General features: G+C 37.1%; 20 protein-coding genes. 14 read left to right on the top strand and 6 right to left on the bottom strand.

The window, feature by feature from the left end:
• Positions 1-18: 18 nt before the first annotated feature.
• The 11 genes from WG904_RS07050 to WG904_RS07000 all read left to right on the top strand — a co-directional run bounded on the left by WG904_RS07050 (position 19) and on the right by WG904_RS07000 (position 11,707).
• Positions 19-2,445: a TonB-dependent receptor gene (locus WG904_RS07050; RefSeq protein WP_339578590.1), complete on the top strand. Its 2,427-nt coding sequence runs from the start codon at positions 19-21 to the stop codon at positions 2,443-2,445.
• A 104-nt stretch (positions 2,446-2,549) separates the two neighbouring features.
• A complete protein-coding gene (gene upp, locus WG904_RS07045; protein ID WP_339578589.1) occupies positions 2,550-3,194 on the top strand; it encodes a uracil phosphoribosyltransferase in 645 nt (214 codons plus the stop codon).
• A gap of 113 nt (positions 3,195-3,307) precedes the next feature.
• Complete coding sequence (locus tag WG904_RS07040; RefSeq protein WP_339578588.1) at positions 3,308-4,003, top strand: YjjG family noncanonical pyrimidine nucleotidase; 696 nt, start codon at positions 3,308-3,310, stop codon at positions 4,001-4,003.
• Positions 4,004-4,005: 2 nt separating this feature from the next.
• Positions 4,006-4,521, top strand: a complete 516-nt coding sequence (locus WG904_RS07035; protein WP_339578587.1) for a DinB family protein — start codon at positions 4,006-4,008, stop codon at positions 4,519-4,521.
• A gap of 61 nt (positions 4,522-4,582) precedes the next feature.
• Positions 4,583-5,902 (top strand): flippase, encoded by a 1,320-nt coding sequence (locus WG904_RS07030; RefSeq protein ID WP_339578586.1) that lies wholly within the window; start codon positions 4,583-4,585, stop codon positions 5,900-5,902.
• On the top strand, positions 5,899-6,546 hold the full coding sequence (locus WG904_RS07025; RefSeq protein WP_339578585.1) for a class I SAM-dependent methyltransferase: 648 nt from the start codon (positions 5,899-5,901) through the stop codon (positions 6,544-6,546). The genes WG904_RS07030 and WG904_RS07025 overlap by 4 nt, the downstream gene beginning before the upstream one ends.
• A gap of 6 nt (positions 6,547-6,552) precedes the next feature.
• Positions 6,553-7,332, top strand: a complete 780-nt coding sequence (locus WG904_RS07020) for a class I SAM-dependent methyltransferase (protein ID WP_339578584.1) — start codon at positions 6,553-6,555, stop codon at positions 7,330-7,332.
• A 41-nt stretch (positions 7,333-7,373) separates the two neighbouring features.
• Positions 7,374-8,288: a glycosyltransferase family protein gene (locus tag WG904_RS07015; RefSeq protein ID WP_339578583.1), complete on the top strand. Its 915-nt coding sequence runs from the start codon at positions 7,374-7,376 to the stop codon at positions 8,286-8,288.
• Positions 8,289-8,319: 31 nt separating this feature from the next.
• Complete coding sequence (locus WG904_RS07010) at positions 8,320-9,771, top strand: alpha-L-fucosidase (protein WP_339578582.1); 1,452 nt, start codon at positions 8,320-8,322, stop codon at positions 9,769-9,771.
• A 161-nt stretch (positions 9,772-9,932) separates the two neighbouring features.
• On the top strand, positions 9,933-10,307 hold the full coding sequence (locus WG904_RS07005) for a BlaI/MecI/CopY family transcriptional regulator (RefSeq protein WP_339578581.1): 375 nt from the start codon (positions 9,933-9,935) through the stop codon (positions 10,305-10,307).
• Between the two features lie 77 nt (positions 10,308-10,384).
• A complete protein-coding gene (locus WG904_RS07000; RefSeq protein ID WP_339578580.1) occupies positions 10,385-11,707 on the top strand; it encodes a M56 family metallopeptidase in 1,323 nt (440 codons plus the stop codon).
• Here the strand turns inward: WG904_RS07000 and WG904_RS06995 are convergent, their stop codons facing one another.
• Genes WG904_RS06995 through WG904_RS06985 form a run of 3 tightly spaced genes read right to left on the bottom strand, consistent with a single transcriptional unit; the run spans position 11,708 to position 17,141 of the window.
• Positions 11,708-13,225: a rhomboid family intramembrane serine protease gene (locus tag WG904_RS06995; RefSeq protein ID WP_339578579.1), complete on the bottom strand. Its 1,518-nt coding sequence runs from the start codon at positions 13,223-13,225 to the stop codon at positions 11,708-11,710.
• A 5-nt stretch (positions 13,226-13,230) separates the two neighbouring features.
• On the bottom strand, positions 13,231-13,980 hold the full coding sequence (locus tag WG904_RS06990) for a class I SAM-dependent methyltransferase (RefSeq protein WP_339578578.1): 750 nt from the start codon (positions 13,978-13,980) through the stop codon (positions 13,231-13,233).
• Positions 13,980-17,141 (bottom strand): S41 family peptidase, encoded by a 3,162-nt coding sequence (locus tag WG904_RS06985; protein WP_339578577.1) that lies wholly within the window; start codon positions 17,139-17,141, stop codon positions 13,980-13,982. Before WG904_RS06985 ends, WG904_RS06990 begins: the two co-directional genes overlap by 1 nt.
• A 152-nt stretch (positions 17,142-17,293) precedes the next feature.
• On the opposite strand from WG904_RS06985, the gene WG904_RS06980 reads away from it, so the two are divergent.
• Together WG904_RS06980 and WG904_RS06975 are read left to right on the top strand one after the other, a co-directional pair.
• Positions 17,294-18,565, top strand: a complete 1,272-nt coding sequence (locus WG904_RS06980) for a glycosyltransferase (protein WP_339578576.1) — start codon at positions 17,294-17,296, stop codon at positions 18,563-18,565.
• Entirely contained in the window at positions 18,565-19,317 is a 753-nt protein-coding gene (locus WG904_RS06975) for a glycosyltransferase family 2 protein (protein WP_339578575.1), read from the top strand. The genes WG904_RS06980 and WG904_RS06975 overlap by 1 nt, the downstream gene beginning before the upstream one ends.
• 88 nt (positions 19,318-19,405) lie before the next feature.
• On the opposite strand, the gene WG904_RS06970 is transcribed toward WG904_RS06975, so the two are convergent.
• From WG904_RS06970 to WG904_RS06960, 3 genes are all read right to left on the bottom strand, one after another.
• The gene (locus WG904_RS06970; RefSeq protein WP_339578574.1) at positions 19,406-19,996 is read right to left on the bottom strand and encodes a thioredoxin family protein; all 591 of its coding nucleotides are present in this window, start codon (positions 19,994-19,996) and stop codon (positions 19,406-19,408) included.
• A 531-nt stretch (positions 19,997-20,527) separates the two neighbouring features.
• A complete protein-coding gene (gene typA / locus WG904_RS06965; RefSeq protein ID WP_339578573.1) occupies positions 20,528-22,336 on the bottom strand; it encodes a translational GTPase TypA in 1,809 nt (602 codons plus the stop codon).
• Between the two features lie 118 nt (positions 22,337-22,454).
• On the bottom strand, positions 22,455-23,264 hold the full coding sequence (locus WG904_RS06960) for an alpha/beta hydrolase (RefSeq protein WP_339578572.1): 810 nt from the start codon (positions 23,262-23,264) through the stop codon (positions 22,455-22,457).
• Between the two features lie 118 nt (positions 23,265-23,382).
• On the opposite strand from WG904_RS06960, the gene WG904_RS06955 reads away from it, so the two are divergent.
• Positions 23,383-24,087 (top strand): alpha/beta hydrolase-fold protein, encoded by a 705-nt coding sequence (locus WG904_RS06955; RefSeq protein ID WP_339578571.1) that lies wholly within the window; start codon positions 23,383-23,385, stop codon positions 24,085-24,087.
• The last annotated feature ends 54 nt before the right edge of the window (positions 24,088-24,141 follow it).

Below are 24,141 nucleotides of genomic sequence, written 5' to 3'. Positions count from 1 at the left end.
TATTATCTTAGCTGAACTTTGATAAAATATATACGAATTTTTTTAGCCCTTTTTGTTTTAAGTCTAATTACCTTAAATAGTTCTGCTTCGGGCGTTAAGTTCGCCGAAAACGGTGTTATTCGCGGTAAAGTTGTCGAAGAAATTGGAGCACTCCCCATTCCTTTTGCGGGAGTAGCAGTTTACCAATCTACCATTGAACAAGCGCTTTTCACCACTCAAACGGACGAAAACGGATATTTCAAATTTATTAATCTAAAATCTGGAACGTACAAAATTAAGGTAAGTTATGTGGGCTTTACCAATTTTTTTGTAAATGATATCATCATCACGGAAAAAGACTTTGATAAAAATTTAGGCAATCTAAAACTCAGTGCCGAATCGAGCAGCCTAGCCGAAGTAACGATAACTGCCCAAAAACCAGTAGTAGAATTTGGTGCCGATGTAATTACGTATAATGTTGGCTCATCTATTCTAGCCGAAGGAAGTACTGCCACAGATGTATTAAAAAATGTACCTATGGTTCAGGTTGATATTGACGGAAATGCAACCATTGCAGGAAAGAGAAGCACTCGCATCTTCATTAATGGAAAGCCTTCTGAATACATGACATCGAACATATCGGATTTATTGAATGTTTTACCCTCTGATGCTATTGATAAAATAGAGGTAATGACCAACCCACCTTCTAAGTATTCGGGCGATGGCGAAGGAATTCTGAATATTGTGCTTAGAAAAGACTTCAAGGTTGGTTTTAATGGTAATTTGGCGGCTACTGCAGGTTTACAAGGAAATGCCAATGCAAATGCAAATGCATCTTACAAAGGCAAAAATTATACCTTTAGCGGTGGTGCAGCTTATCGAAAAAATATTGGCTTAAGCAATAGTGAGAGTTATCGAACAAATTTATTCCCCGATACTACGTTTTATTATAATCAATTTAACAATAACCGCAATCTAGGCAATGGTGGGAATGTTAGACTGGGTTTTGATTGGGACATCACTCCACAACAGAGTTTACGTCTGTCTACCAATTACAATGTAAGCAGGAATGACAATCGTTCTGGAAATGACTTTTATTATATCAATGAAGAGCTCAAAGAGGTCCGCCTGCGTAATCAACAAAATTTAGGTGATGGAAACAGTAATAACGTAGTTTTTAATGCCGATTATAATTTAAAAATTGATACTAGCGGAGGCACATTAACGATGGGGCTTACGCTTAACACCAACTCGAATAATAGCTATCGAACATTTAGTAGAGCGTATGCTTTCCCAGCTAATTTAAGTCCAACTTTACAACAAAACAGCAACGAGATTGGAAATAATGGCCTCACTTTTAACCTCGACTATGATAAGCCCGTATTTAAAAAACGAGATCGCTTCGAATTTGGAGTAGCCTATAATTACCGTAAAAATGATAACGATTTACTGGTCGAGAATTTTAATTTCCCTGCTCAACAGTACTTAACGGATAAGAAACTAACGAATAAATTCTTTTACAATGAGAATATTCTCGGAGCTTATACCGCTTATAATTATCGGAAAAATGGATGGGGATTAAAAGGGGGATTAAGAGCGGAGTTAACTAACGTTAATTTCGATCTTTCTACCGGAATAGGCTATAATGTGGATCCCTATATCAGTTTATTCCCCAACCTTTCGCTGAGTCGATTTTTTAAAAAACGTTATAATTTCGGTGCAACCTATAGTGTGAGGGTAAATAGACCCAGAGAAAATGCGCTTAATCCTCAAGTAAATAATTCAGACACCTTAAATATTTCTTACGGAAATCCAAATTTAACGCCAGCCTACACGCATCAAATGGATTTTAGTTTCGGTGCATTCGGAAAGAAATGGTCATTTACACCACGAATTTCGTATTCGAGGAGCTCTGGAGTAATTGAACGTTATCGCATCGTGAGCAAAAATGGCGTTTCAGAAAGCACTTTTGAGAATGTGGGTTCAAATTCGTCGTTTTCGCTAATGCTGAATGGAAATTTTAGGCCAACTAACAAAATAACCACCAATGCAAGCTTTAGAATTTACCAATCTACCTATAAATCGTTATTAAATTCCTCTTTAAATAGAGATGGTTTAGGTTTTAGTGCCGTATTTGGGCTTTCGATGCAATTACCTTATAAAACAGCTTTCGAATCGAATGTAAATTATGCAAACAGTCCAAATTCGCAGGGACGAAGCAAAGGTTCAATTAACAGCAGTTTCGCTGCAAGAAAAAATTTCTTTAAAAATAAGGTAACAGCCAGAGTAAGCACAAATGACCCATTTGGGAAAAGAAATTACAGTACAATTAATCAGGGTAACAATTTTATTTCTCAAAGTTATAGTACGAATAACTCTAGTAATGTGATGTTAAGCTTAATCTATCGCTTTTCTAAAATTAAGACAAATAAAGTGGTGGTACCGCCGCCGCCAAAGATGCAATAAGTTTTTTTTCAACGTCTTAGATTCTGTTTATCTTAGTACTGTGCGCCCAGTCTCAATACGCAATACGCAAATCTCACATCTATAAAATTTCCTATATTTACTACATGATTTTTAATCTAAGCAAAACAAATTCTATTGCTAATACGTTTATCGCCGAGCTTAGGGACGAAAGCATCCAGAAAGATTCGATGCGTTTTCGTAAAAACTTAGGTCGCTTAGGTGCATTTTTTGCCTACGAAATAAGTAAAACACTTAGCTATGTTGAAGTAGATACACAAACACCTCTTGGCATAGCAAAAAGTAGTGTTTTAGCTGAACAACCTGTTTTAGCTACAATTTTAAGGGCAGGATTACCCATGCAAGAAGGCTTTTTAAGTGTTTTTGATCGCGCCGATTGTGCATTTATCACGGCCTATCGGAAAACAAAAAAAAGTGGTGATTTTATTATCCAGATGGAGCACATTTCGGCACCAGATTTAGAAGACAAAACGGTTATTTTGGCCGACCCAATGTTGGCTACGGGACTGAGTATGGTGCTTTGTGCCAGAGAATTAATCAATCGTTATAGAATTAAAAAACTACATATTGTTGCTGCTATTGCGAGCAGCGAAGGCGTTAAACACGTTCTTGCAAATCTTCCTAAAGCCGATTTATGGTTAGGGGCAATTGATGAGGAGATGACTAGCAAATCGTACATTGTACCGGGTTTGGGCGATGCTGGCGATTTGGCATTTGGAATTAAAGTTTAGCGCTTACCACAGAGATAAAAATGAGTTTTACACTGAGCACACAGAGTTTGTCGGATAGGCTGCTTCCAAAACATTTCAACTTTAAAACATTGAAACCTTAAAACTTTCCAACCTTGCAACATATAAAACATATTTTCTTCGACCTCGACCATACCATTTGGGATTTTGACCGTAATGCAAAAGAGACGCTTCTAGAATTATATGAAGTACATCAACTAAGAGAATTAGGACTTCAATCTGCCGATGAATTTATCGAAAGATATACCGAAAACAATCATCGATTGTGGGCAAAATACCATTTAGGGGAGATTGACAAGGAAACTTTGCGGGCTGAACGATTTAGAAAAACCTTTTTAGAAATGGGTGTAAAACCCCATTTGGTACCACATCAATTTGAAGAAGATTATGTGAATACGAGTCCAACGAAAACCAATTTATTTGATGGTGCACAGCCCGTTTTAGCTTATTTACAACAAAAATATGCACTTCATATAATTTCGAATGGGTTTAAAGAAACTACGCTAACAAAAATGAGGGTATCAGGGCTGAATCCCTATTTTACGCAGGTGATAATTTCTGAAGATGTGGGCGTTAACAAACCCAATCCAACCATTTTTAAATATGCTTTGGATAAAGCGGGCGCGAAAAAGGAGGAGAGCATTATGATTGGTGATAGTGTGGAGGCCGACATCCGTGGGGCTCAAGATTTTGGGATTCCCGCTATCTTTTTTAATCCTTTAAATATTCCTCAACCTGGGGATGTTAAGTGGCAAATCAATCATTTAAATGAATTATTAGACCATTTTTAAGTATGAGCACAGGAAAAGTACTTCACTCCATCGGCAAAACAGTTGATGCATACGAAAGAATATTGGCATCAGTAGGCGATGATGTATTCACAGCAACACCTTCAAATGGTGGATGGTCTTACAGCGAAGTATATTCGCATATTTTTGATTCAAGCTTGCTTTCTTTGCAGGCCGTTCAAAAGTGCATAGATGGAGGGGGTGCGAATGAAAAGACGACTTTTGGGGCAAAAGCAATCTTATTTTTTGGTATGTTGCCGCCTGGGAAGCGTTATAAAGTACCAAAAAGGTTGGCAGAAAGGGTAAAAAAGATAGATTTTGCAACGGCTGAACAATTTATAGACGACTTCGGCCTTCAACTGGCAAAAATCACTCCTCAATTGGGAAAATCGAATCCATCTATTAAAGTAGCGCATCCTCGTTTGGGATTTCTAAATGCAAGGCAATGGCTGCGATTTATTGAAATTCACCTTAATCACCACTTAAAGCAATTAAAGAGGATAGAGAACAGTTTCGTCTAAGCTTTCTGTTCATCGGATGAGCCGTTATATTTAGCTACATTTTTTTTCCATCTTTGCAACGATGAAGTTCCCCAGCATTAAAGGTTTTGACGAAGAAGCATTTAACAAGTATTTGAAGAATACGGGTTGGTTGATGTTCGGAAAAATGCTAAGCTTACTCGTAAACTTAGCAATCGCAAAATATTTAGGACCTGCTTCATTTGGTGATTTGAGTTTTGCCGTAGCTTTAGTTGCCATAACTGGAGCAATAGGGGCATTAGGTCTCGATACGTTTATTATTCGAGAAATTATTCATGACCCTTTAAAAAAGGATGAAATTCTGGGCACATCGCTATGGCTACGCCTAGGTACAAATACTATACTTATACCAATTACACTCTTGGTATATATAATTAACCATCATTTTTCAGCACAACCGGGAACAAGCCTTACCTTTTTAGTTGCATTACTTGCTTTTACTTCGCTCTTTAAATCGTTTAATGTTATCGACGCTTACTTCCAATCGCAGGTACAATCGAAATATGTAGTTCATGTACAGAATATTTGTTTAATAATATCTGCAGTTATTAAAATAGGGATTCTTTTACTTAAGCTTCCTTTGCTCTACATTGTACTCTCACTTTTCTTCGATGCCTTAATTTTAGCCATTGGATTAATTATCGTTTATCAGCAAAAAGCTGGAAACATGGCTAAATGGACATTTAACAAGAAAAGGGCTGTCTCTCTTTTAAAACAATCTTATCCGCTTATCCTGTCAGCTGTAATGGTATCCATTTATATGAAAATAGATATTGTTATGCTTAAAACTGTTGGTAGCAAAGCTGTTGGAATATATGCTGCAGCCGCAAATATAAGTGAAGCATGGTATTTTATCCCAGTTGCCATTGTAACTTCTGTTTTCCCAGCCCTTATTAACGCCAGAAAGACCGATTTAGAAAGATACTACAAACGTTTAGGAAATTTATATGACTTATTGGTTTACATAAGCTTGCCAGTGGCCATTTTCATTAGCTTTTTTGCTAATGATATTACGCATCTCATATACGCTGATAAATTTAACGGGGCAGGAATTATGCTTTCGATCCACATATGGTCTGGCATATTTGTTTTTTTGGGTAGCGCCAGTTCTCAATATCTTATTGCTGAAGGATATATTAAAATTTCATTCTATAGAACGGCTTTAGGGGCAGTTGTTAATGTGTTACTAAATTTATGGCTAATTCCTGTGTACGCTGGCGTAGGAGCATCAATTGCAACATTAACTGCTTGTTTCGTTTCCGCCTTTCTGATTCTTTTCATCCCCAAAACACGTACACAAGGAATAATGATGTTAAAATCATTATTTTTGGTCTCATTATTTCAAAAACTCGTTAAACGTTGAGCAAACTTAAAGCACTAGCAACCTTAATCGCCAAGCCAAAAAGGCTTTTTTCTCTTTTATCTCATGGCCATAAAGGTTATCTCGACTCCATTGGTTGGTTTAGTGCATTCGATAAACAACAAGCTATAGATGGTAGCGGACAGCCGATCCCTTGGGTAACCTATTCATTTATCGATTTTATAAAGCCACGATTAACAAAGGAATTATCTATTTTCGAATACGGATCGGGAAATTCTACTTTATTTTACGCAAAAAATGTGCGTAGAGTAGTTTCTGTTGAGCATGATGAAGAATGGTATCATAAGATCGTAAAAGAAAAGGCGAGCAATGCAGAAATGATTTTTTGCCGATTAGATATGGCTGGAGATTACGCCAAAAAATCTGCTTCGCTCAATGAAAAATTCGACATTATTATTGTAGACGGTAGAGATCGAGTGAATTGTTGCAAGTATGGAATTGATGGATTAACAGAAAAAGGTGTGATTGTTTTAGACGATTCTGAACGTAAGAACTACGATAAAGCGCGTTTTTTTTTAAAAGAAAAAGGATTTAAGGAGCTTTCTTTCTCCGGCATCTCGCCAGGTTTATTCTATGAAAAAGCAACTTCGGTTTTTTACAAAGCGAATAACTGTTTAGATATATAGTTTCTGATGGCAAAAAATAATACCATGCTAAGCGAGGAAGTAAAAACAGCTTACGACGATTTTTACACCAATAATGATACAGCTTGGCGAATGCTGGGTGCTAAATTTAAAGCGAAGAACATTGTTGAGGTATCCCACACTATTCAGCCTAAAAAAGTACTAGAAGTGGGGGCTGGCGATGGCAGTATCTTACATTACTTTAACGAGTGGAAATTTGGCGAAGAACTTTACGCCCTGGAAATTGCGCAGAGCGGAGTAGATTTAATAAAAAATAGAAATCTTTCGAGACTCAAAGAGGCACAAACTTTTGATGGCTATAAAATCCCCTATCCTGATGATAGTTTTGACCTTATTGTTTTAGCGCATGTGTTAGAACACGTAGAACACGAGCGCATTTTACTCAGAGAATTAAAACGAGTAGCCAAACACATCGTGATCGAAGTACCAAAAGACTACCGCTTTGGAGTGGATAACCGAATGAAGCATTTTCTAGATTATGGCCACATTAACATGTATACACCTACATCTTTACGGTTCCTACTTAAAAGCGAAGGATTAGAAATAATAGCGGATAAGGTTTCGATGACTACTCCAGAGGTGATTTTTTTTAATGAGTTTGTAAACAAAAAATCACCTAAAACGGTTACAAGAAAGTTGAAGATTGAATTAGAATATCTTATTAAGAACAGTTTAGGGCATATTTTAGGTAAAAAGAAACAAGAGCAATTTGCTAATGCTTACACCGTTTTAACAAAGAAATCTGATCAGAATTTACACATATTTTAAATCAGACCTCGCAGGTGCCTGCGAGATGTTCACTAACCAGTATGCAAAATCTAGCCCCGATTGCCCTTTTTGTTTACAACCGTCCGCAGCACACAGAGCGAACGGTTAAATTTCTGCAACAAAATGAATTGGCCCAAGAAAGTAGATTATTTGTTTTTTCTGATGGACCAAAAGTCGCTGCAGACGAAGAAAAGGTACAAGAGGTACGTCGTTTTATCAAGAATATTGATGGATTTAAATCGGTAGAGGTAATTGAACGAAAAGAAAATATGGGCCTCGCCAATTCGGTAATTGAGGGGGTAACGAGGTTAACGGAGGCATACGGACAGATTATTGTTTTTGAAGACGACTTAATTTCTTCTCCTTATACGCTTACTTATTTTAACCAAGCCCTAAATCTCTATCGTACAGAAGAAAAAGTAATGCATATCGGCGCGTATATGTATCCTTTAGTTGCTCAGAATTTGCCTGAAAGTTTTTTTTATCGTGCAGCTACCAGTTGGGGTTGGGCAACATGGGAAAGAGCGTGGAAGCATTTCGAACCTAACATTGATACCTTAATGAAGGCTTTCGACAAGCCAAAAAAAACAGCCTTTTCGATTGAACACACTATGAATTTTTGGCGCCAGATGCGCCAATTTAAAAAAGGAAAAAATAATAGCTGGGCAATACGCTGGTATGCATCCATTTTCCTTCAGGGAGGCTTAACGCTAAATCCTTCTCAATCTCTAGTTAACAATATCGGACATGATGGAACTGGAGTACATTCGGGTATAAACGATATCTATAATGTAATCATCAACCCTAAGCCCATAAAAGAGTTTCCCTCGCTGATACGAGAAGACAAAGATGCATATACTGCCATTAAAACTTTTTTACAAAATAGAAAGGGCAATATGATGACTAGAATTAAACGTTTTGTAAAAGAGAAATTAGCAGTATATTTCTCTAAATAATAGTTAAATTTAGTGGACAAACTAAATCTTTATGAAATTCATTTTTCATTTTCTGCTATACGTAATCGGCATTGGAACCTTTGCCCAATCGCCCCCTAAGCCCTATGGCGCAGTCCCAGAAAAACGGCAATTGGCATGGCATGATATCGAAATGTACGGTTTAGTACACTTTACACCCACCACGTTCGAAAATAAGGAATGGGGGTATGGTGATGCAAATCCACAAATTTTTAATCCGATCAATTTTGACGCAGAACAAATAGTGAAGGCCGCAAAAGCAGGTGGCTTAAAAGGAATTGTATTAGTCGCTAAGCATCACGATGGTTTTGCACTATGGCCTACGAAAACCACCACATATAACATTTCGCAGAGTCCATTTAGACAAGGAAAGGGCGATTTGGTGAAGGAAGTGGAACTTGCTGCACGAAAATACGGACTAAAATTCGGCATTTATTGTTCGCCTTGGGATAGAAATAATCCTAAATATGGAACGGCCGATTATTTAAGCATCTATCAAGCGCAGCTTAAAGAACTATACAGCAATTATGGTGAACTTTTTATGAGCTGGCACGACGGTGCAAATGGTGGTGACGGTTATTATGGCGGAGCAAAAGAAAAGCGATCGATAGATAATACTACCTACTACGATTGGAACAACACATGGCAAATTACCCGTAAAATGCAACCAATGGCCAGTATTTTTAGCGATGTGGGTTTAGATATACGTTGGGTAGGCAATGAAGACGGGCATGCCGCCGATACAAGCTGGGCAACCTTTACGCCAATGCCACCAAAGGGTAAAAACGTTGCCGTTCCTGGTCAATCTAATTATCCCGATAGTCCGAAAGGTATTAAAGATGGCAAATTCTGGATGCCTGCAGAATGCGATGTTCCCTTACGGAGCGGTTGGTTTTTTCATGTGAACGAAAAACCTAAAACGCCTGATCAGCTTTTCGATTTATATTTAAAAAGCGTAGGTCGTGGTGCGGGATTAGACCTCGGCTTAGCACCTAATACAAAAGGGCTGCTAAATGATGATGATGTTGCTTCGTTAAAAACTTTCGGCGATAGGGTAAAGCGTACTTTTGAAACCAACATCGCCGAAAAAGCGATTATTTCCGCAACAAATTGTCGTGGTAAAAATTTTAACCTTAGCTTTTTAATCGATCGAAATAAAAAAACCTATTGGGCAACGTCCGATAAAATTAAGGAAGCAGCAATTACACTTGAATTTAAGGAAGCAGTAAATTTCGACATTGTTAGCTTACAAGAATACATCCCGCTAGGGCAACGTATAAACAGCTACACGATTGAGATCTTTGAGAATAAACAATGGAAAGCCATTGCTGCTGGAGCAAGTATAGGCGCCAAAAGACTTATCAAAATAACTCAGCCTATTAGTACAACTAAATTGAGGATTAAACTTAACGCTCCGGTGTGCATCACGCTTTGTGAGGTTGGGCTTTATAAGAAAGCAGTGTAGAATTGTCAATGGTAGGTACGAAGCAATCTCTTTCCTCATTTCGCTTTAAGATTGCTTCTTTTTTCCTCATCGTAATAACGGGAATTTTAAAATTTCTTTCAAAATAGTTGCATTATTTATTTATTATTCTACATTTGTAGAATCAACTCTAAAAACATAGAATGACACCTCTTTCAAAAACCGAAGAACAATTGATGGAATTAATCTGGAAGAACGAAAAAATCTTTATGAAGGAGATTTTAGAAAGCTATCCTGATCCAAAACCTGCAGCAACAACGATATCTACTTTACTGAAAAGAATGCAGGATAAGAAGTTTGTAGGTTATAAAATATACGGTAACTCGCGCGCCTATTTTCCTTTAGTTAAAAAAGAAGATTATTTTTCTAATCATTTAAACGGGATGATTGAAGCTTATTTCGACAATTCTGCATTGCAATTTGCGTCATTCTTTGCCAAAAACACCAAGTTAACGCAAACCGAATTAGAAGATCTAAAAAAAATTGTAGACGCACAAATTAAAAAAGGAAAATCATAATGATGTATTTGGCCAAATTTATTCTTTGTTCAGGTTTGTTTTTTCTAGCCTATATATTGCTATTCGAGAAGGAACGGATGAATCAGTTTAAAAGATTTTATCTTTTATTTAGTTTAGCCTTATCATTCATTATTCCATTAATTACCTTCCAAAGCAATGCAAAAATAATCCCAATCGAAACTTTTTACAGTTTTAAACCTACTGTAACAGCCCCTGCTCCAAGTTTAAGTATGGCGCTGGCTGCGCAACCTGAAGTGCAACCATCGTCCATTCCTTATTTTTTATTTTGCGCTTACATTGGTATTACAGCTTTACTACTTGTTCGATTTATTAAAAACATGGTTTCTCTAGCCATTAAAATCAAAAACGGCAAAAAGACAACATGGCAAGGTGCAACAGTAATATTGAACACTAAAGAAAGTGCCGCCTATAGCTTTATGAATTACATTTTTGTAAACGAGGCCGACTACGAAAATCAAAACATTCACGAAACCATTTTACAACACGAGTTGGCACATGTAAAGCAAAAACATTCCATTGATGTGATTTTAATCGAACTATTACAAATTTTCTTATGGTTTAATCCACTCCTCTATTTCTATCGCAAAGCGATGCAAATTAACCACGAGTACTTGGCTGATGAAAGTGTAATTCATTATCAAGACCTAAACACCTATCAAATGGTATTGATTAATTATATCTCTATACAAAGTGGATTATCCCTCACTAGCCAATTCAATTATTTAACCATTAAAAAAAGATTAACCATGATGAGCAAAACAAATTCGTTAAGAGTTGCTTTAGGAAAACAACTTTTTCTCTTACCTATTTTAGCACTGGCTCTATTTCTGTTTAGCACAAAAATTGAAGCCCAAGAAACACTAAATAAAGCCTCTATAAAAGATAAATCAGTAGGATTAAATAAGACTGAGCAAAAAGAATACAAGCAATTGGTAGATAAATATTTTGGTCCTCCAGGAAATAAATTTAAGGGACTAACATTAAACAAAGAAGAGTTAGCTCGATTACAATCTCTTTTCATAGCAATGAGCGAAGCTCAAAAAGAAAGTGCTAAAATAAGTTTTATTAAACTGGCCCCCTTACCACGAAAAAGCCCTTCTGAAGGTCAACTTTTCTCTTGGCAATCGAAAAGATTTGGGGTTTGGATTGATGGGAAAAGAATTGAAAACTCGAAATTAAATGATTTTAAGCCATCTGATTTTTCACATTGGAGTGTGGGGTATTTAACAAAGCGTGCCGTTAATTATGGTAAGCTTGACAATGAAATCTACTTAATGACAAATGCTAAATTCGAAAATGACCAAAAAAACCCTAAGACCGCAATGCTAATTAATAATGGCAAAAACACGATAAAATTCAAAAACAGCGTTAGAATGTAGTTAGTCTTTCACCGTTTCTATCCTTAAATCATTCAACTCCCTAGTTAGTTGCCTAATTTCGCGCCGATAGTATTTCGTACTTTCGGCGCATTCTTTATACAAAAGCTCAACCATTCGCGATTCGATTTTCGTCACTTTAGCATGAAATTCTGCTTTGGCCCGTTGTTCTTTTGTTAGTTTTAGTGCAAGCATCTGGTTAACTAAACGTTCGTTCTTTGCCCATAAGTCAATCCCTCTTTCTTGAACAATTTGCAATTTCTTCCCTGTTGCCATATCGCGTGGAAGTGTGTAAATGGTAGCAAAAGTTTTCCAATTATCTTTATACCTTTTCTCTAATGCCACAAATTCTTTTGTTTGAATTCTAGGTGTAAACTGGAGTGCAGTAATCGTAAATACGAGGGCTAAACAACTTGCCAAAGCATATCGCACAACAGGAGATAAATTCCATTTCCACAGGTTCTCATTATATAATAAATAACCAATTACAAAGCCCGAAATTAATCCCCCAACATGAGCTGCGTTGTCTACCCTTTGCTTGAGCGAACCGTTGATAAGCATAATCGCCAACACAGCTACCGTACTAATTAATAAGGCTTTGGTCGCATTTTTTTCAAAGGCTTTACTCAGTAGTAATGCCAAAAATGCCCCAAACAATCCCATAATTGCACCCGATGCACCCGCCATAAATCCACTTTCGTGATAGGCTAAGCTCAACGTTCCACCACAGATTCCACTAATTATGTAAGTGCTTACGTATTTCTTTGTCCCTAACTTATTTTCTAGCATTAAACCGATATACGCTAAGGCATACATGTTAAAAAAAAGGTGAAATATAGAAATATGTACAAACTGGTGCGTAAATAATCGCCAATACTGTTGTTCATTTATCACTAAATCCCTACTATTTGCGCCAACATAATAGCCCGTATTCACGATAAAGTCTCTTAAAGAAATCGAATAGCGTAAAAAAAGAATAATAATTAAACGGGCAAAAAACGTATAAATAAAGAAATAGGCAGTATTTGCTAAAATGAGTATTGGTGTAACCAGATAATTTTTTTGAGGGAGAAACAAGTAAAAAATATTCTTGATCTTATTCTTTGCCGTTAATGGCGCTTTCTCAAAATAATCAGGATCTTGCGTAGCTACAAAATCATGAAACTTACTTAAGCTCTCGTCCCAAGCATCTTTCAAATGAAATTCTACATATTCAAACTCATCGAAAAACTTCTGCAGGTTGAGGGCATTTTTTCCGTAATCGGTAAATAGCATCTGTATGCCTACACATTCGCTTTTAATAATGGCAAAATTATTTTCAATCCTGACCGAAATTTCTTCACTATACGATTGTAGCGAAATGGGGGTATATGCAATAATACCACGCTCAGAAATGTGGCTCAAATTCCAACCCAAATTTTCGACTGCTTGCCGGGCGATAATCAAATACCGATCCATTGGGAAGTCGCCCAAGGGAATATATTTTTCAGTTTTTGGAGAATAGCCCCAGTTTAAACTCATAGGCCTTAAGGTTTCTTCGCTTCTAAGATAATATAGGGCGATAACTGTTTCGATTCAAACGCAAAAACTTTGGTAAATATTTTCCCAGTTAACCACATCGTTTTCTTCAGCAAGCGCACGCCCAAAGATTTTTCTTTTTCATTTTCTAACCAAATGCTGAATTTTCCAAAATAACGGGCTTGCACCACCTCTAACCCTGCCGCTTTACAAATGTTGGCCAGCAATGCTGGATCCATGCTCTTGATATTATGCTTATCATAATTATCCTTATCAAATTTTCGTTGAAACCAGCCATTTACCGCTTTAAAGTTTGGTAAGGTGATAAATAATGTTCCGCCAGGTTTTACAAACGCAATGTGTCGATTAATGATGTCTACAGTATCATTAAAATGTTCAATCAATCCGCATGATAAGACCAAATCGTACTGATTCACCGCTTCAAAGCTAAATAAATCCGTTTCAATAATCTGAATGGCATCATTTGGCAAACCATTCGTTTTAAGCAGCTCTTCTGTTATGGGCCGATGTACAAAATAATCTAAAAGCGTAACGTCTAGCTTTAAATACTTCTTTAAAAACACTGCATAATACCCTGGGAAACCTCCCAATTCTATCGCCGTTTTTACTCCATTTTTATGTACGCTATCTGACAACTGGCGATGAAATAAATAATCTTTAGGTATAACTACCGACAAGTCTGTTTTATTTTCCCAATACTTTACCCAAAAATTTCTGTCGGTTAATAGATTGCTCATTACTTTAAATCTTTTAATATCTCTGCTACGGACTTTTCTAACTGAGGATCTTTGTCGGATAATCGATCTAAAAATGTGTTTTTCACATAAATATCGGGTTTCACCCCTTCTTTTTCTAAGTCTTGCCCATCCATAGTATAACATCCCCATGATGGTAAACGATACGAAGAACCATCAACCAATCCCTTAGCCGAGGTAAAAATAATCCACCGATAGCTTTCCGTGCCGATAATCTTTCCCAATTTTAATTGCTTAAAGCCGGCAGCAGTCATCTCGGCATCGCTTAGCGATTGCTCGTTAATTAAGAGTACAATTGGTTTAACGGCTGGGGCAAAATTACTCTGCGGAGCTAATTTTCCACCTCTATATTTCCACTGTAAATAGGGTCTCTGTGCTAAAAATTTTAATACCGCATCATGAACATTTCCGCCCGTATTATACCGCAAATCTAAGATAATGGCATCTTTATTATTTTCTTGCTCTACCATATCCAAGAAAAACCGTTCCAATTCTCCTCCACTCATATTTTTCATGTAAGAATAGGCAATTCTATTTTTCCCCCATAGTTCTACATTAGCCCTATTTTTTGCAATCCATTCGTCATATAGATTGCCCTTTAACGCTCCTGTGCTTTGGGGGTGTACATTTACAGTTACCTCTTTCCCATTTCGCAGAAAGGTTAGGGCCATTTCCCTATCCAACGAAGGTTTGGTGAAATAGTAATCCCTATCCATAGTAGTCTCAACTTTTACCCCGTTTACGGCTGTTAGCACATCTCCTTTTAAAATTTTATTACCTGTTAAAGCCGCATTACTTTTTTCTGCAATACGTAATACGTTGTAGGGATTTTCATTTTCGAATAAAATCCCGGTTTCGTTAGTGATCGATGTAAAGTTTTTGCGTTCTTCTGCACCTGCACTGTTAAAGCCCATGTGCGATGAATTAAGCTCGCCTAACATATCATTTAGCAGTATTCTTAAATCAGCTCGGCTGTTTAAATACGGCAAGTAAGCTGCGTAGCGTACCTTCATTTTCTCCCAATCTACGCCATGAAATTTTTCATCATAATAATTTTCATCCAAGCCTACCCAGGTTTCGTAAAACATCTGATTAAACTCGGCGTTCAAATTTTTATTAAACTTAAAGCCATGGTCAATTTTATCGAGCTTGTTTGTCTCGAGGTTGTATTTATTAATTACCCCGCCCGTTAAGGTAAAGAATTTTGTGCCCGCCTCAACAATTTCGAAACCTCCTTCTCCTACTTTCTCTGTTTTGTTGGCTTCGAATGGTTCGATCACTGTGCGATACATAGAAGGCTTAGCCCCCTCATGTGTAGACGAATAAAAAATATAGGTTTTCTCACCCTTGGTATAAACATTAGCTAAATTCTGACTGCCAAAAGATGGACTGATTAACTCTATACGGTCTAAAATTTTCTGTGTATTAATGGCAATAAACACTGGCGGTTTTGGTGTAGGTTTAACCTGAGGTTTCTTAGCGGTATCTGCAGATTTCTTATCAATTACAGGAAGAGTGGCAGGTTTATCCTCCTTAAATAACTCATCGAACTTCTCAGAACGAAAAGGAGTGTCGTAATGATTTAACGCCATACGGTAAACATGCGCATTTTGCATTCCCGATGGATAAGATGGGTTGATGCGATCGCTAGTAAAATAAATGTATTTTCCATCAGGCGACCAAATTGGGCTCGTTTCACTTACTCCAGTATTGGTTAAATTTATGGTTTTGTTAGCCTTTATATCGTGCACTAAAATATCTTGTTCAAAGTTTCTGATCGCTGTAAATAGCAAATATTGGTCGTTCGGAGAGAAGCTTGGTGAAGAATTTTGCATGGCCCAAAACTCGTCCTTAACCACCAATTTACTTTCCATTGTTTTTAAATCCAACACTCGAAGTTCATCTCTTCCCGAAAGGTAAACAGCCAATGTTTTAGTTTTATTTAAGCTAACGTCTCGGTTATTGGCCTTATCGTTGGTAAGCTGTTTTGGGGTAGTTTTTCCGTCACCAGTAACGGTATACCAATTTTGATAGCCATTAAACGTTTGGTTAAAAAGAATGGTTTTGTTGTCTGCTAGCCATTTTACTTCCAGGGCACGTTCGCCAGCGTTAGTTACTTTACGGATAAATTTCCCCTCAATATCGCTCACAAAAACCTCACCTCTTGATATGAACACTAATTTTTTGCCGTCAGGCGATGCATCGAAACTAGAAATCGCTGCCTTAACATCATACTCCTGTTCCTTACTTAAAAGGTGATTTCTACTGGTGCCAATATCTACTTTTTGTGTTTTTTTACTTGCCACATCGTAAGTATATAACTGATAGTCCTTTTCAAATACGATCGTACTTCCATCAGCAGCAACAAAAGGGCGCTTAATCGACGTATCGAATCGTGTTAATGCCGTTTTCTTTCCATTCTCAAAAGTGTATAGGTTATACTCTTCATTGCCTTCGTCAGACACAAAATATAGCGTTCCTTTTTGATCTATGGTCGTCCAGAAATCCTTACCTATGAAATCGGTGTACTGTTTATAGGCTTTGGTTTTAGGGTTGTACGATTGAATATCTGGATTATAAGCACCTTTATAATGTTTACGGTTGGCTGCATTCCGACTTTCCCAGGTATCACTAAAAAACAATTCTCCATTTGGGGCCTCAACAATATTATGAGTAGTATTAAAATAATTATCAAATAATCTAACTGCAGTACCACCATTAATGCCCACTTTGTAACTTGACGAAGAATTATAGCGTGAAGAGGTAAAATAGATGGTTTTAGAATCCCAACTCCAATTGTCAACTTCGTCGGTACCATCGTTAAAGGTAAGCTGTTTAATATCCCCACCTGCCATGGCCATAATATATATATCATTATTACCGAACTGGTTCGACGTAAAAGCTAACCATTTGCCATCGGGCGATACTTTTGCATTAATTTCATCGCCAGGCATGGCGGTTAATCGTGAAGCCAATCCCCCTTTCGTTGGGACTTTCCAAATATCTCCATCATAAGTAAACACAATTTGTTGTGCATCAGGAGTGAGCGATGGATAAGCAGCAAAATAGGTAGGCTCTTGTGCATTTACTGTAGCAGACACAAAAAAAGCCCAAGCAAAGAGAGTATAATATAGATTTTTCATTAGAAAATATTTTTAAACGATAATGGAAATACAATCCGACCTTTAAAAATATGTAAAAACTAGATGAATTAAGCAACAGTTTGATACTTTAAAGATTATTTTAATCCTGTTGGGTTTATAATCCTAAACAATTAAATGTATTTTTGATTGCTTTGAAAGTAATACATTTAAATACCTATGATGGAAACGGCGGAGCCGGAAGAGCCTGCTTACGTTTAAGTACAGCTTTGCGTGCCGATGGTGTAGATTCGAGAGTAGCTGTGTATTACAAATTCGGGCATAATCCGAGCATTATAAATTTAAGCGCTGGAATTTTCGCAAAGTTAAAAGCCATAGTTAACATTATGGCCGAACGTTATTTGGCTAAAATTTTTGCAAAAGCGCTAAAAACCCCTTTTTCTTTACAATGGTTTGGTAAATCATTGCAAAACAACAGCCTGCTAAAAGATGCAGATCTCATCCATTTGCACTGGGTAAATCACGGCTTTTTATCGCCTAAATTTTTAGCTGAGCTGGATGAATTGGAGAAGCCAATTATTTGGACTTTTCATGATAGTAATGCATTTACAGGAGGATGTCATGTACGCTATAGCTGCGAGCATTTTCATCAACAATGCGGCAATTGTCCGTTGTTACGTTTTAGTGGGCCAAGTGATATTTCTCATCAAAATTGGAAAAGAAAGCAAAAAGCTTATTCAAAATTGAACTTTCATGTAGTAGCGCCTAGTACGTGGATGGCATCTTCCGTAAAACAGAGCAGTTTATTGGGGGTGAGAAGTGTTAACGTTATTCCGAATACGATAGAAATTGATGTTTTTAAGCCTTATGTGAAAAATGAAGCAAAAAAAATACTGAAAATAGCCCCCAACAAATTTGTGATTATGAGTGGTTTTATGCCCTCGAAAAACGATAAGCATAAAGGAACTGAGTATCTGGTTAACGCTTTAAAAGAGCTTGCCTCACGCTCAGAAATCGATAGTTCCCAAATAGAATTGGTGATTTTTGGCAATAAAGACACTAAAAACCTACCTGATTTTCCATTTAAGACCACCTTTTTAGGTACAATAAATAAAGATGAACATATGGCTAAATGCTATTCGGCAGCAGATGCCTTTATTTTACCTTCATTAGAAGATAATTTGCCCAACACTGTAATGGAAAGTTTAGCCTGTGCTACACCCGTTATTGCATTTAAAACTGGGGGCATTCCCGATATGGTGAAGCACCTCGAAAACGGTTATTTGGCCGATTACAAATCATCAAGTGATCTTGCAGATGGCATAGAATGGTTATATTTACATGAGGATAAAGAATCGCTTCAAAAAGAAGCTAGAAGAACCATTTTATCTCATTTTGCCCCGAAAATAATTGCCGATAAACACATCGAATTGTATCAACGTTTATTAAACGCTCAGCCTAAATAATGATAAATCCTAAACTGAGTGTAATTACAATTGTGTATAACAATGCCACAGCGATTGAGCGAACGATGTTATCAGTTTTAAATCAAACGTATGGCAACATCGAATATATTGTTATCGATGGGGCATCTATAGATGGAACAAAAGAAATCATACAAAAATACGGTGATTGTTTAGCGCAATTTATTTCTGAACCCGATAAAGGCATATATGATGCGATGAATAAAGGATTAGCATTAGCTACGGGAGATTATGTCTTATTTATGAATTCGGGTGATGAGATTTATGCTCCCGAAACCGTTGCCGAAGTTTTTGCATCTGCGCCATCTGGCGATATTTATTATGGCGAAACTGAAATGTTCGATGAAAATTGGAAGAGCTTAGGTCAACGAAGACATCGGGCACCAGAACATTTCGACTGGCATAGCTTTAAATTGGGAATGAATGTTAGTCACCAAGCGATCTATATTAAACGTAGTTTAACTGAACCTTTTAATTTAACCTATAAATACAGTTCAGATATTGATTGGATTATAAAAGCGGCCAAGAAATCATCAAATATTGTTAATACTCATCTTTACGTGGCGAAATACTTAGTAGGTGGCATTTCAAAGAAAAAACATTTAGCAAGTTTAAAAGAACGTTTTAAGATTTTAAGTCATTATTACGGTTTTATCCCAAATGTAATTAACCATCTGTTTATCGCTTTAAATTTGGCGCAATATTTTTTAAGATATCGGAAAACTAATGATTAATTCCTTACAAAACCTGCGAGGTTTCTTTGCATCAAGCTATTAAACCTCGCAGGTTATAGTTAACACATTCTTAAATTAGCTAATTAAATTACTTAGCTTTATTTACCGTTGCAGGTTTAAAAGCAGGATCATTTTTTCTGAACTCAACGAAAACCTTTGATAATTCGGCATCCGTAAGTTTTGTAGTTAATTTAAGCGCTCTTACAAAAGCCTCCACTTCCTCTTTCGACGCTGGACAACCGATTATATTTTTGCCTTTTACCTCCATACCAACACCTTCTGGTCTTAAATGCGAATCGACTAATAGTTTACCGTCCGTATCGAATATAAACCAAACTGGAATGCCAAATCCATCACTATTATATTTTTTAAGCAAATCTAAGGCTCCTGGGGTTTCAAGATTTTCTTTGCCTTTCGATTCCATTACAGTTAATTGTCGCATCACAAAGCTCTTTTCGAAAAGAGGTTGCATTTCTGGCTCATTCATGCTAGCATCCATTTTATGGCACCATCCGCACCATGATGCGCTAAACTTTATAAAAACTTTCTTCTTTTGAGCTTTTGCCAATTTCATGGCTTCCTTTAGTACCGCATCGGCTGATGGAGGGGCGGTTTGAGAAAAAGCAGTACTTACGATTAATAATGCGACAAATAGTAAGAGTAATGATTTAAGTTTCATGGTTTTGAGATTAACTAAAGCTAATTTAAGAAATTACAACGTAAGTTTCATTATTTAATTTAACGTGAATTCGGGATAAGATTTACTCTTTATTTTTAAAAATATTACATTTTCAGTCATCAAGTTAAGATAAAATGATCTCTCGGCTCACCCGCCGAATAAGCTCCTTCTTTTATTCAGTTTTAATTTATGTTTTTAGTGGTCTTCATGCGTTCGCTTCGCTCAAGGTTCTATTCAAGTTGGTGCTGTGCCTAATCCGTACATTCCAAAAAATAAAAGGCCGGCGAAAGGCGAAACGATATTTCTCTTCCCCTCAATTCAACAAGATGGGCAAGTGAAGCCCCTTCAGCCAAACGACTTCATCTTGTGGTAAAGCAAAAATGACCTACTATTCGAACTAAAGATGCGTAGCCTTGATTTTTTTGTTTCTTTTTTTATCAAGAAAAAAAGAAAAGAGCCCCTCGGCAACCAGCCAAAAAAAAACCTGTAAGCTTTTGCTTACAGGTTTAGATATGTTAAAATATCGTAGTATTATGACTGAAACATTTTCCCTTTTACTTTACGTTCTTGTTCAGTTAGGAAAATCTTACGTAAACGCATACTTACCGGTGTTACTTCAATGTACTCATCGGCTTGGATGTATTCCATAGCTTCTTCTAATGAAAACTTAATAGCAGGTGCAATACGCGTATTATCATCTGTTCCTGAAGCCCGCATGTTGGTTAAAGCCTTACCTTTTACAATATTGATTACTAAATCATTATCTCGAATGTGCTCTCCTAAAATCTGGCCTTCATAAATATCCACTCCAGGATCAACGAAGAAACGTCCACGATCTTGTAATTTATCTATTGAATAAGCCGTGGTCATCCCTTTATCCATTGACACCAATACGCCATTTAAACGGCCTGGAATTGTACCCTTCCAAGGCTCATAAGCTTTAAATCGGTGCGCCATAATCGCCTCGCCCGCTGTTGCAGTTAACACGTTATTACGTAAACCGATGATACCACGTGCGGGAATTTCAAATTCTAAATGCTGTAAGTCCCCTTTTGGTTCCATCACCAATAACTCCCCTTTACGCTGCGTTACCAGCTCGATAACTTTACCAGCAACATCACCTGGCACGTCAACAATTAAGGTTTCAATGGGCTCACATTTTTTTCCGTCAATTTCTTTAACGATAACTTGTGGCTGTCCAACTTGAATTTCATACCCTTCGCGACGCATGGTTTCGATTAATACTGATAAATGGAGAATGCCCCGACCATATACTAACCAAGAGTCGGCACCTTCTGTTTCAACAACTTTGAGCGCCAGATTTTTCTCCATCTCTTTCATCAAACGATCCTTTATCCGTTGTGAAGTAACTAATTTACCTTCCTTGCCAAAAAATGGAGAGTTATTAATGGTGAACAACATGTTCATCGTCGGCTCATCAATTTTGATAACCGGTAATTGTTCTGGTGCTTCAAAATCAGCAATCGTATCGCCAATATCGAACCCATCGATACCCACAACAGCACAAATATCTCCTGATTTTACTTCGTTGGTTCTAATTTTACCTAAACCTTCGAAGGTATATAATTCTTTAACTCTAGATTTAACCATTTTACCATCACGTTTAATTAGCGTAACGGGTTGATTTTCTTTAATTGCACCACGGTGCACGCGGCCTACAGCAATACGACCTACAAAAGAGGAGTAATCTAATGAAGTAATCTGCATTTGCAAGGTACCCTCATTAGTGGGTGCAGGCGGAATAGTTGCAACCACAGCATCTAATAACGCAAAAATATCTGTTGTAGGTTTCTGCCAATCTGTACTCATCCATCCTTGTTTAGATGAACCGTAAATTACTGGAAAATCTAATTGATCTTCTGTTGCTTCCAAGTTAAAGAACAACTCAAAAATTTGCTCGTATACCTCTTCTGGTCTGCAGTTTTCTTTGTCAACTTTATTAACTACGACAATTGGTTTTAAGCCCAATGCCAAAGCTTTCTGCGTTACGAAACGCGTTTGAGGCATTGCCCCTTCAAAGGCATCACATAATAACAAAACGCCATCGGCCATTTTCAACACACGCTCTACTTCACCTCCAAAATCAGCGTGACCAGGGGTATCAATGATGTTGATTTTCACATCTTTGTATTGAACCGAAACGTTTTTAGATACAATCGTAATTCCACGCTCACGCTCCAAATCGTTGTTATCCAATATCAAATCTCCTGTTTGTTCGTTATCACGAAAAATCGAACAAGAGTGTAAAATTTTATCAACCAATGTAGTTTTACCGTGGTCAACGTGTGCTATAATAGCTATATTTCTAATCTTTTGCATAAAATGCGCCTGTAATTTGGCGCAAAGATAAGGTTTTTTATTGGATTTTTAAGGGGTTTTTACGCTAAAAATGTGATTGTATTTTTGTTAAATTTTGATTGTCAAGAGATTGAGTACCTTATTTCCCAAACGCCCATTCTAGAAATTTCGGCATCGCTTTCCCCCAAGTAGGCACATCATGCTTGCCGCCAACCATTTCGTAATAAAATATATCATCTGGTCGTTTATATCCCTTTTTTATCAATTCCTTCACCACATCTATGGTATCATCTATCGAATCGATGATAAAATTATGATTCCGATCAGCAAGTTCATCATTCGTACCGGTCATTAACCAAAATTTTAAATCAGGATTGGTTTTCGTTTCGCGAATCATTTCATGCAAAATCCTATCATCGTCGGTGTAGCCAGCTTTTAAATCCTTTTTCCGCCACCAAAACGAACCCGAAAACACACCTATTGCATCAAAATAATTATCGTTGTTCCAAGCAATATCAAAAGCGGTTAATCCCCCTAAAGAAAAACCTGCAAAAGCACGTTTACCGTTAATCGTTAAATCTACTTTGCTTTGTATACAAGGAATTAGTTCCTTAATAATAAAATTGGTATAGGCATGGGCTTTTGCTCCTCTTTTTTTAAAATCGAGCCGATTTGCAACTCCATACTCCATTAACCGGTCTGCCGAAGCGTTAATACCCACAACTATCGTCGGTTCAATCTTCCACTTTTCATACAAATTCGTCAGCATATTCGCCATGTCCATTTGCTCCAAGTCTTGCCCGTCATTTATCAATAACAGATTGATGCGTTCATTGCCCAATAAATTATCAGGACTGAAAATTTCAATATCAACAGTTCGCTTTAAATAACCAGAGGGTATGTGATGGCTCGCTTTAATAACGGTAGGTAATGTTAAGGTAGTATACATATGCTTTCTCACTTATCGACTGCAAAGGTACAAATCTTATAATTATCTCCATAAACTTCCTCAATTCCTTTGTGTTTGGATTAGATTTTTATATCTTAAAGCATCTAAATTTATTACCATGCAAGAAGAACTAAAAGAGTGGTACAGTCATAACTTAAGTACAAATATTAAAACCCTAATTTTTGGGCATAGCGGATACCCTATCTTCCTTTTCCCAACCAGTATGGGCAGCTATTTTGAGAATAAAGATTTTAAATTGATCGATTCTGTTCAAGGCTTCATCGATGCTGGCAAAATTAAAATTTATTGCCCAGATGGGATCGATAAGTTAAGTTGGTACAACAAAGAGATTCATCCTGCCGACAGAGTTAAAAATCATATTTGGTACGATAAATTTTTGCTCGAAGAACTTTTCCCTCTTGCCAAAAATGAAACTTTCCACCATAAAGTGATTACGGCAGGCTGTAGTTTTGGGGGCTATCATGCTGCTAATTTTGCTTTTCGCCATCCATGGGCAGTAAGCCACTTATTTAGCATGAGCGGCGCTTTCGACATTACCAGTCAGCTAAACGGTTTTTACAATGATGATATTTTTTTTAATAACCCAGTCGATTTTCTACCGAACGACATGAATCCAGAACTCTGGAACATGAAAATTGTCTTAGGAACAACAGACCGCGACATGTGCAAACCGGATAACGAAAGATTATCGGGCATTTTACATCAGAAAGGTATTAACCATTGGTTAGATATCAGACCAAATGCTGATCACGATTGGCCAATATGGCGCCAGATGTTTCCGGAATATATAGCGCAACTTTAAAACTGGACCGAAAGTCGGAAGCCTAGCCCGTCCAAAACAACTAATCAAATTCAA

The sequence above is a fragment of the Pedobacter anseongensis genome, from assembly GCF_037482965.1.
GTDB lineage: Bacteria > Bacteroidota > Bacteroidia > Sphingobacteriales > Sphingobacteriaceae > Pedobacter > Pedobacter anseongensis.
This window is presented reverse-complemented; position numbering and strand designations above follow the sequence as displayed.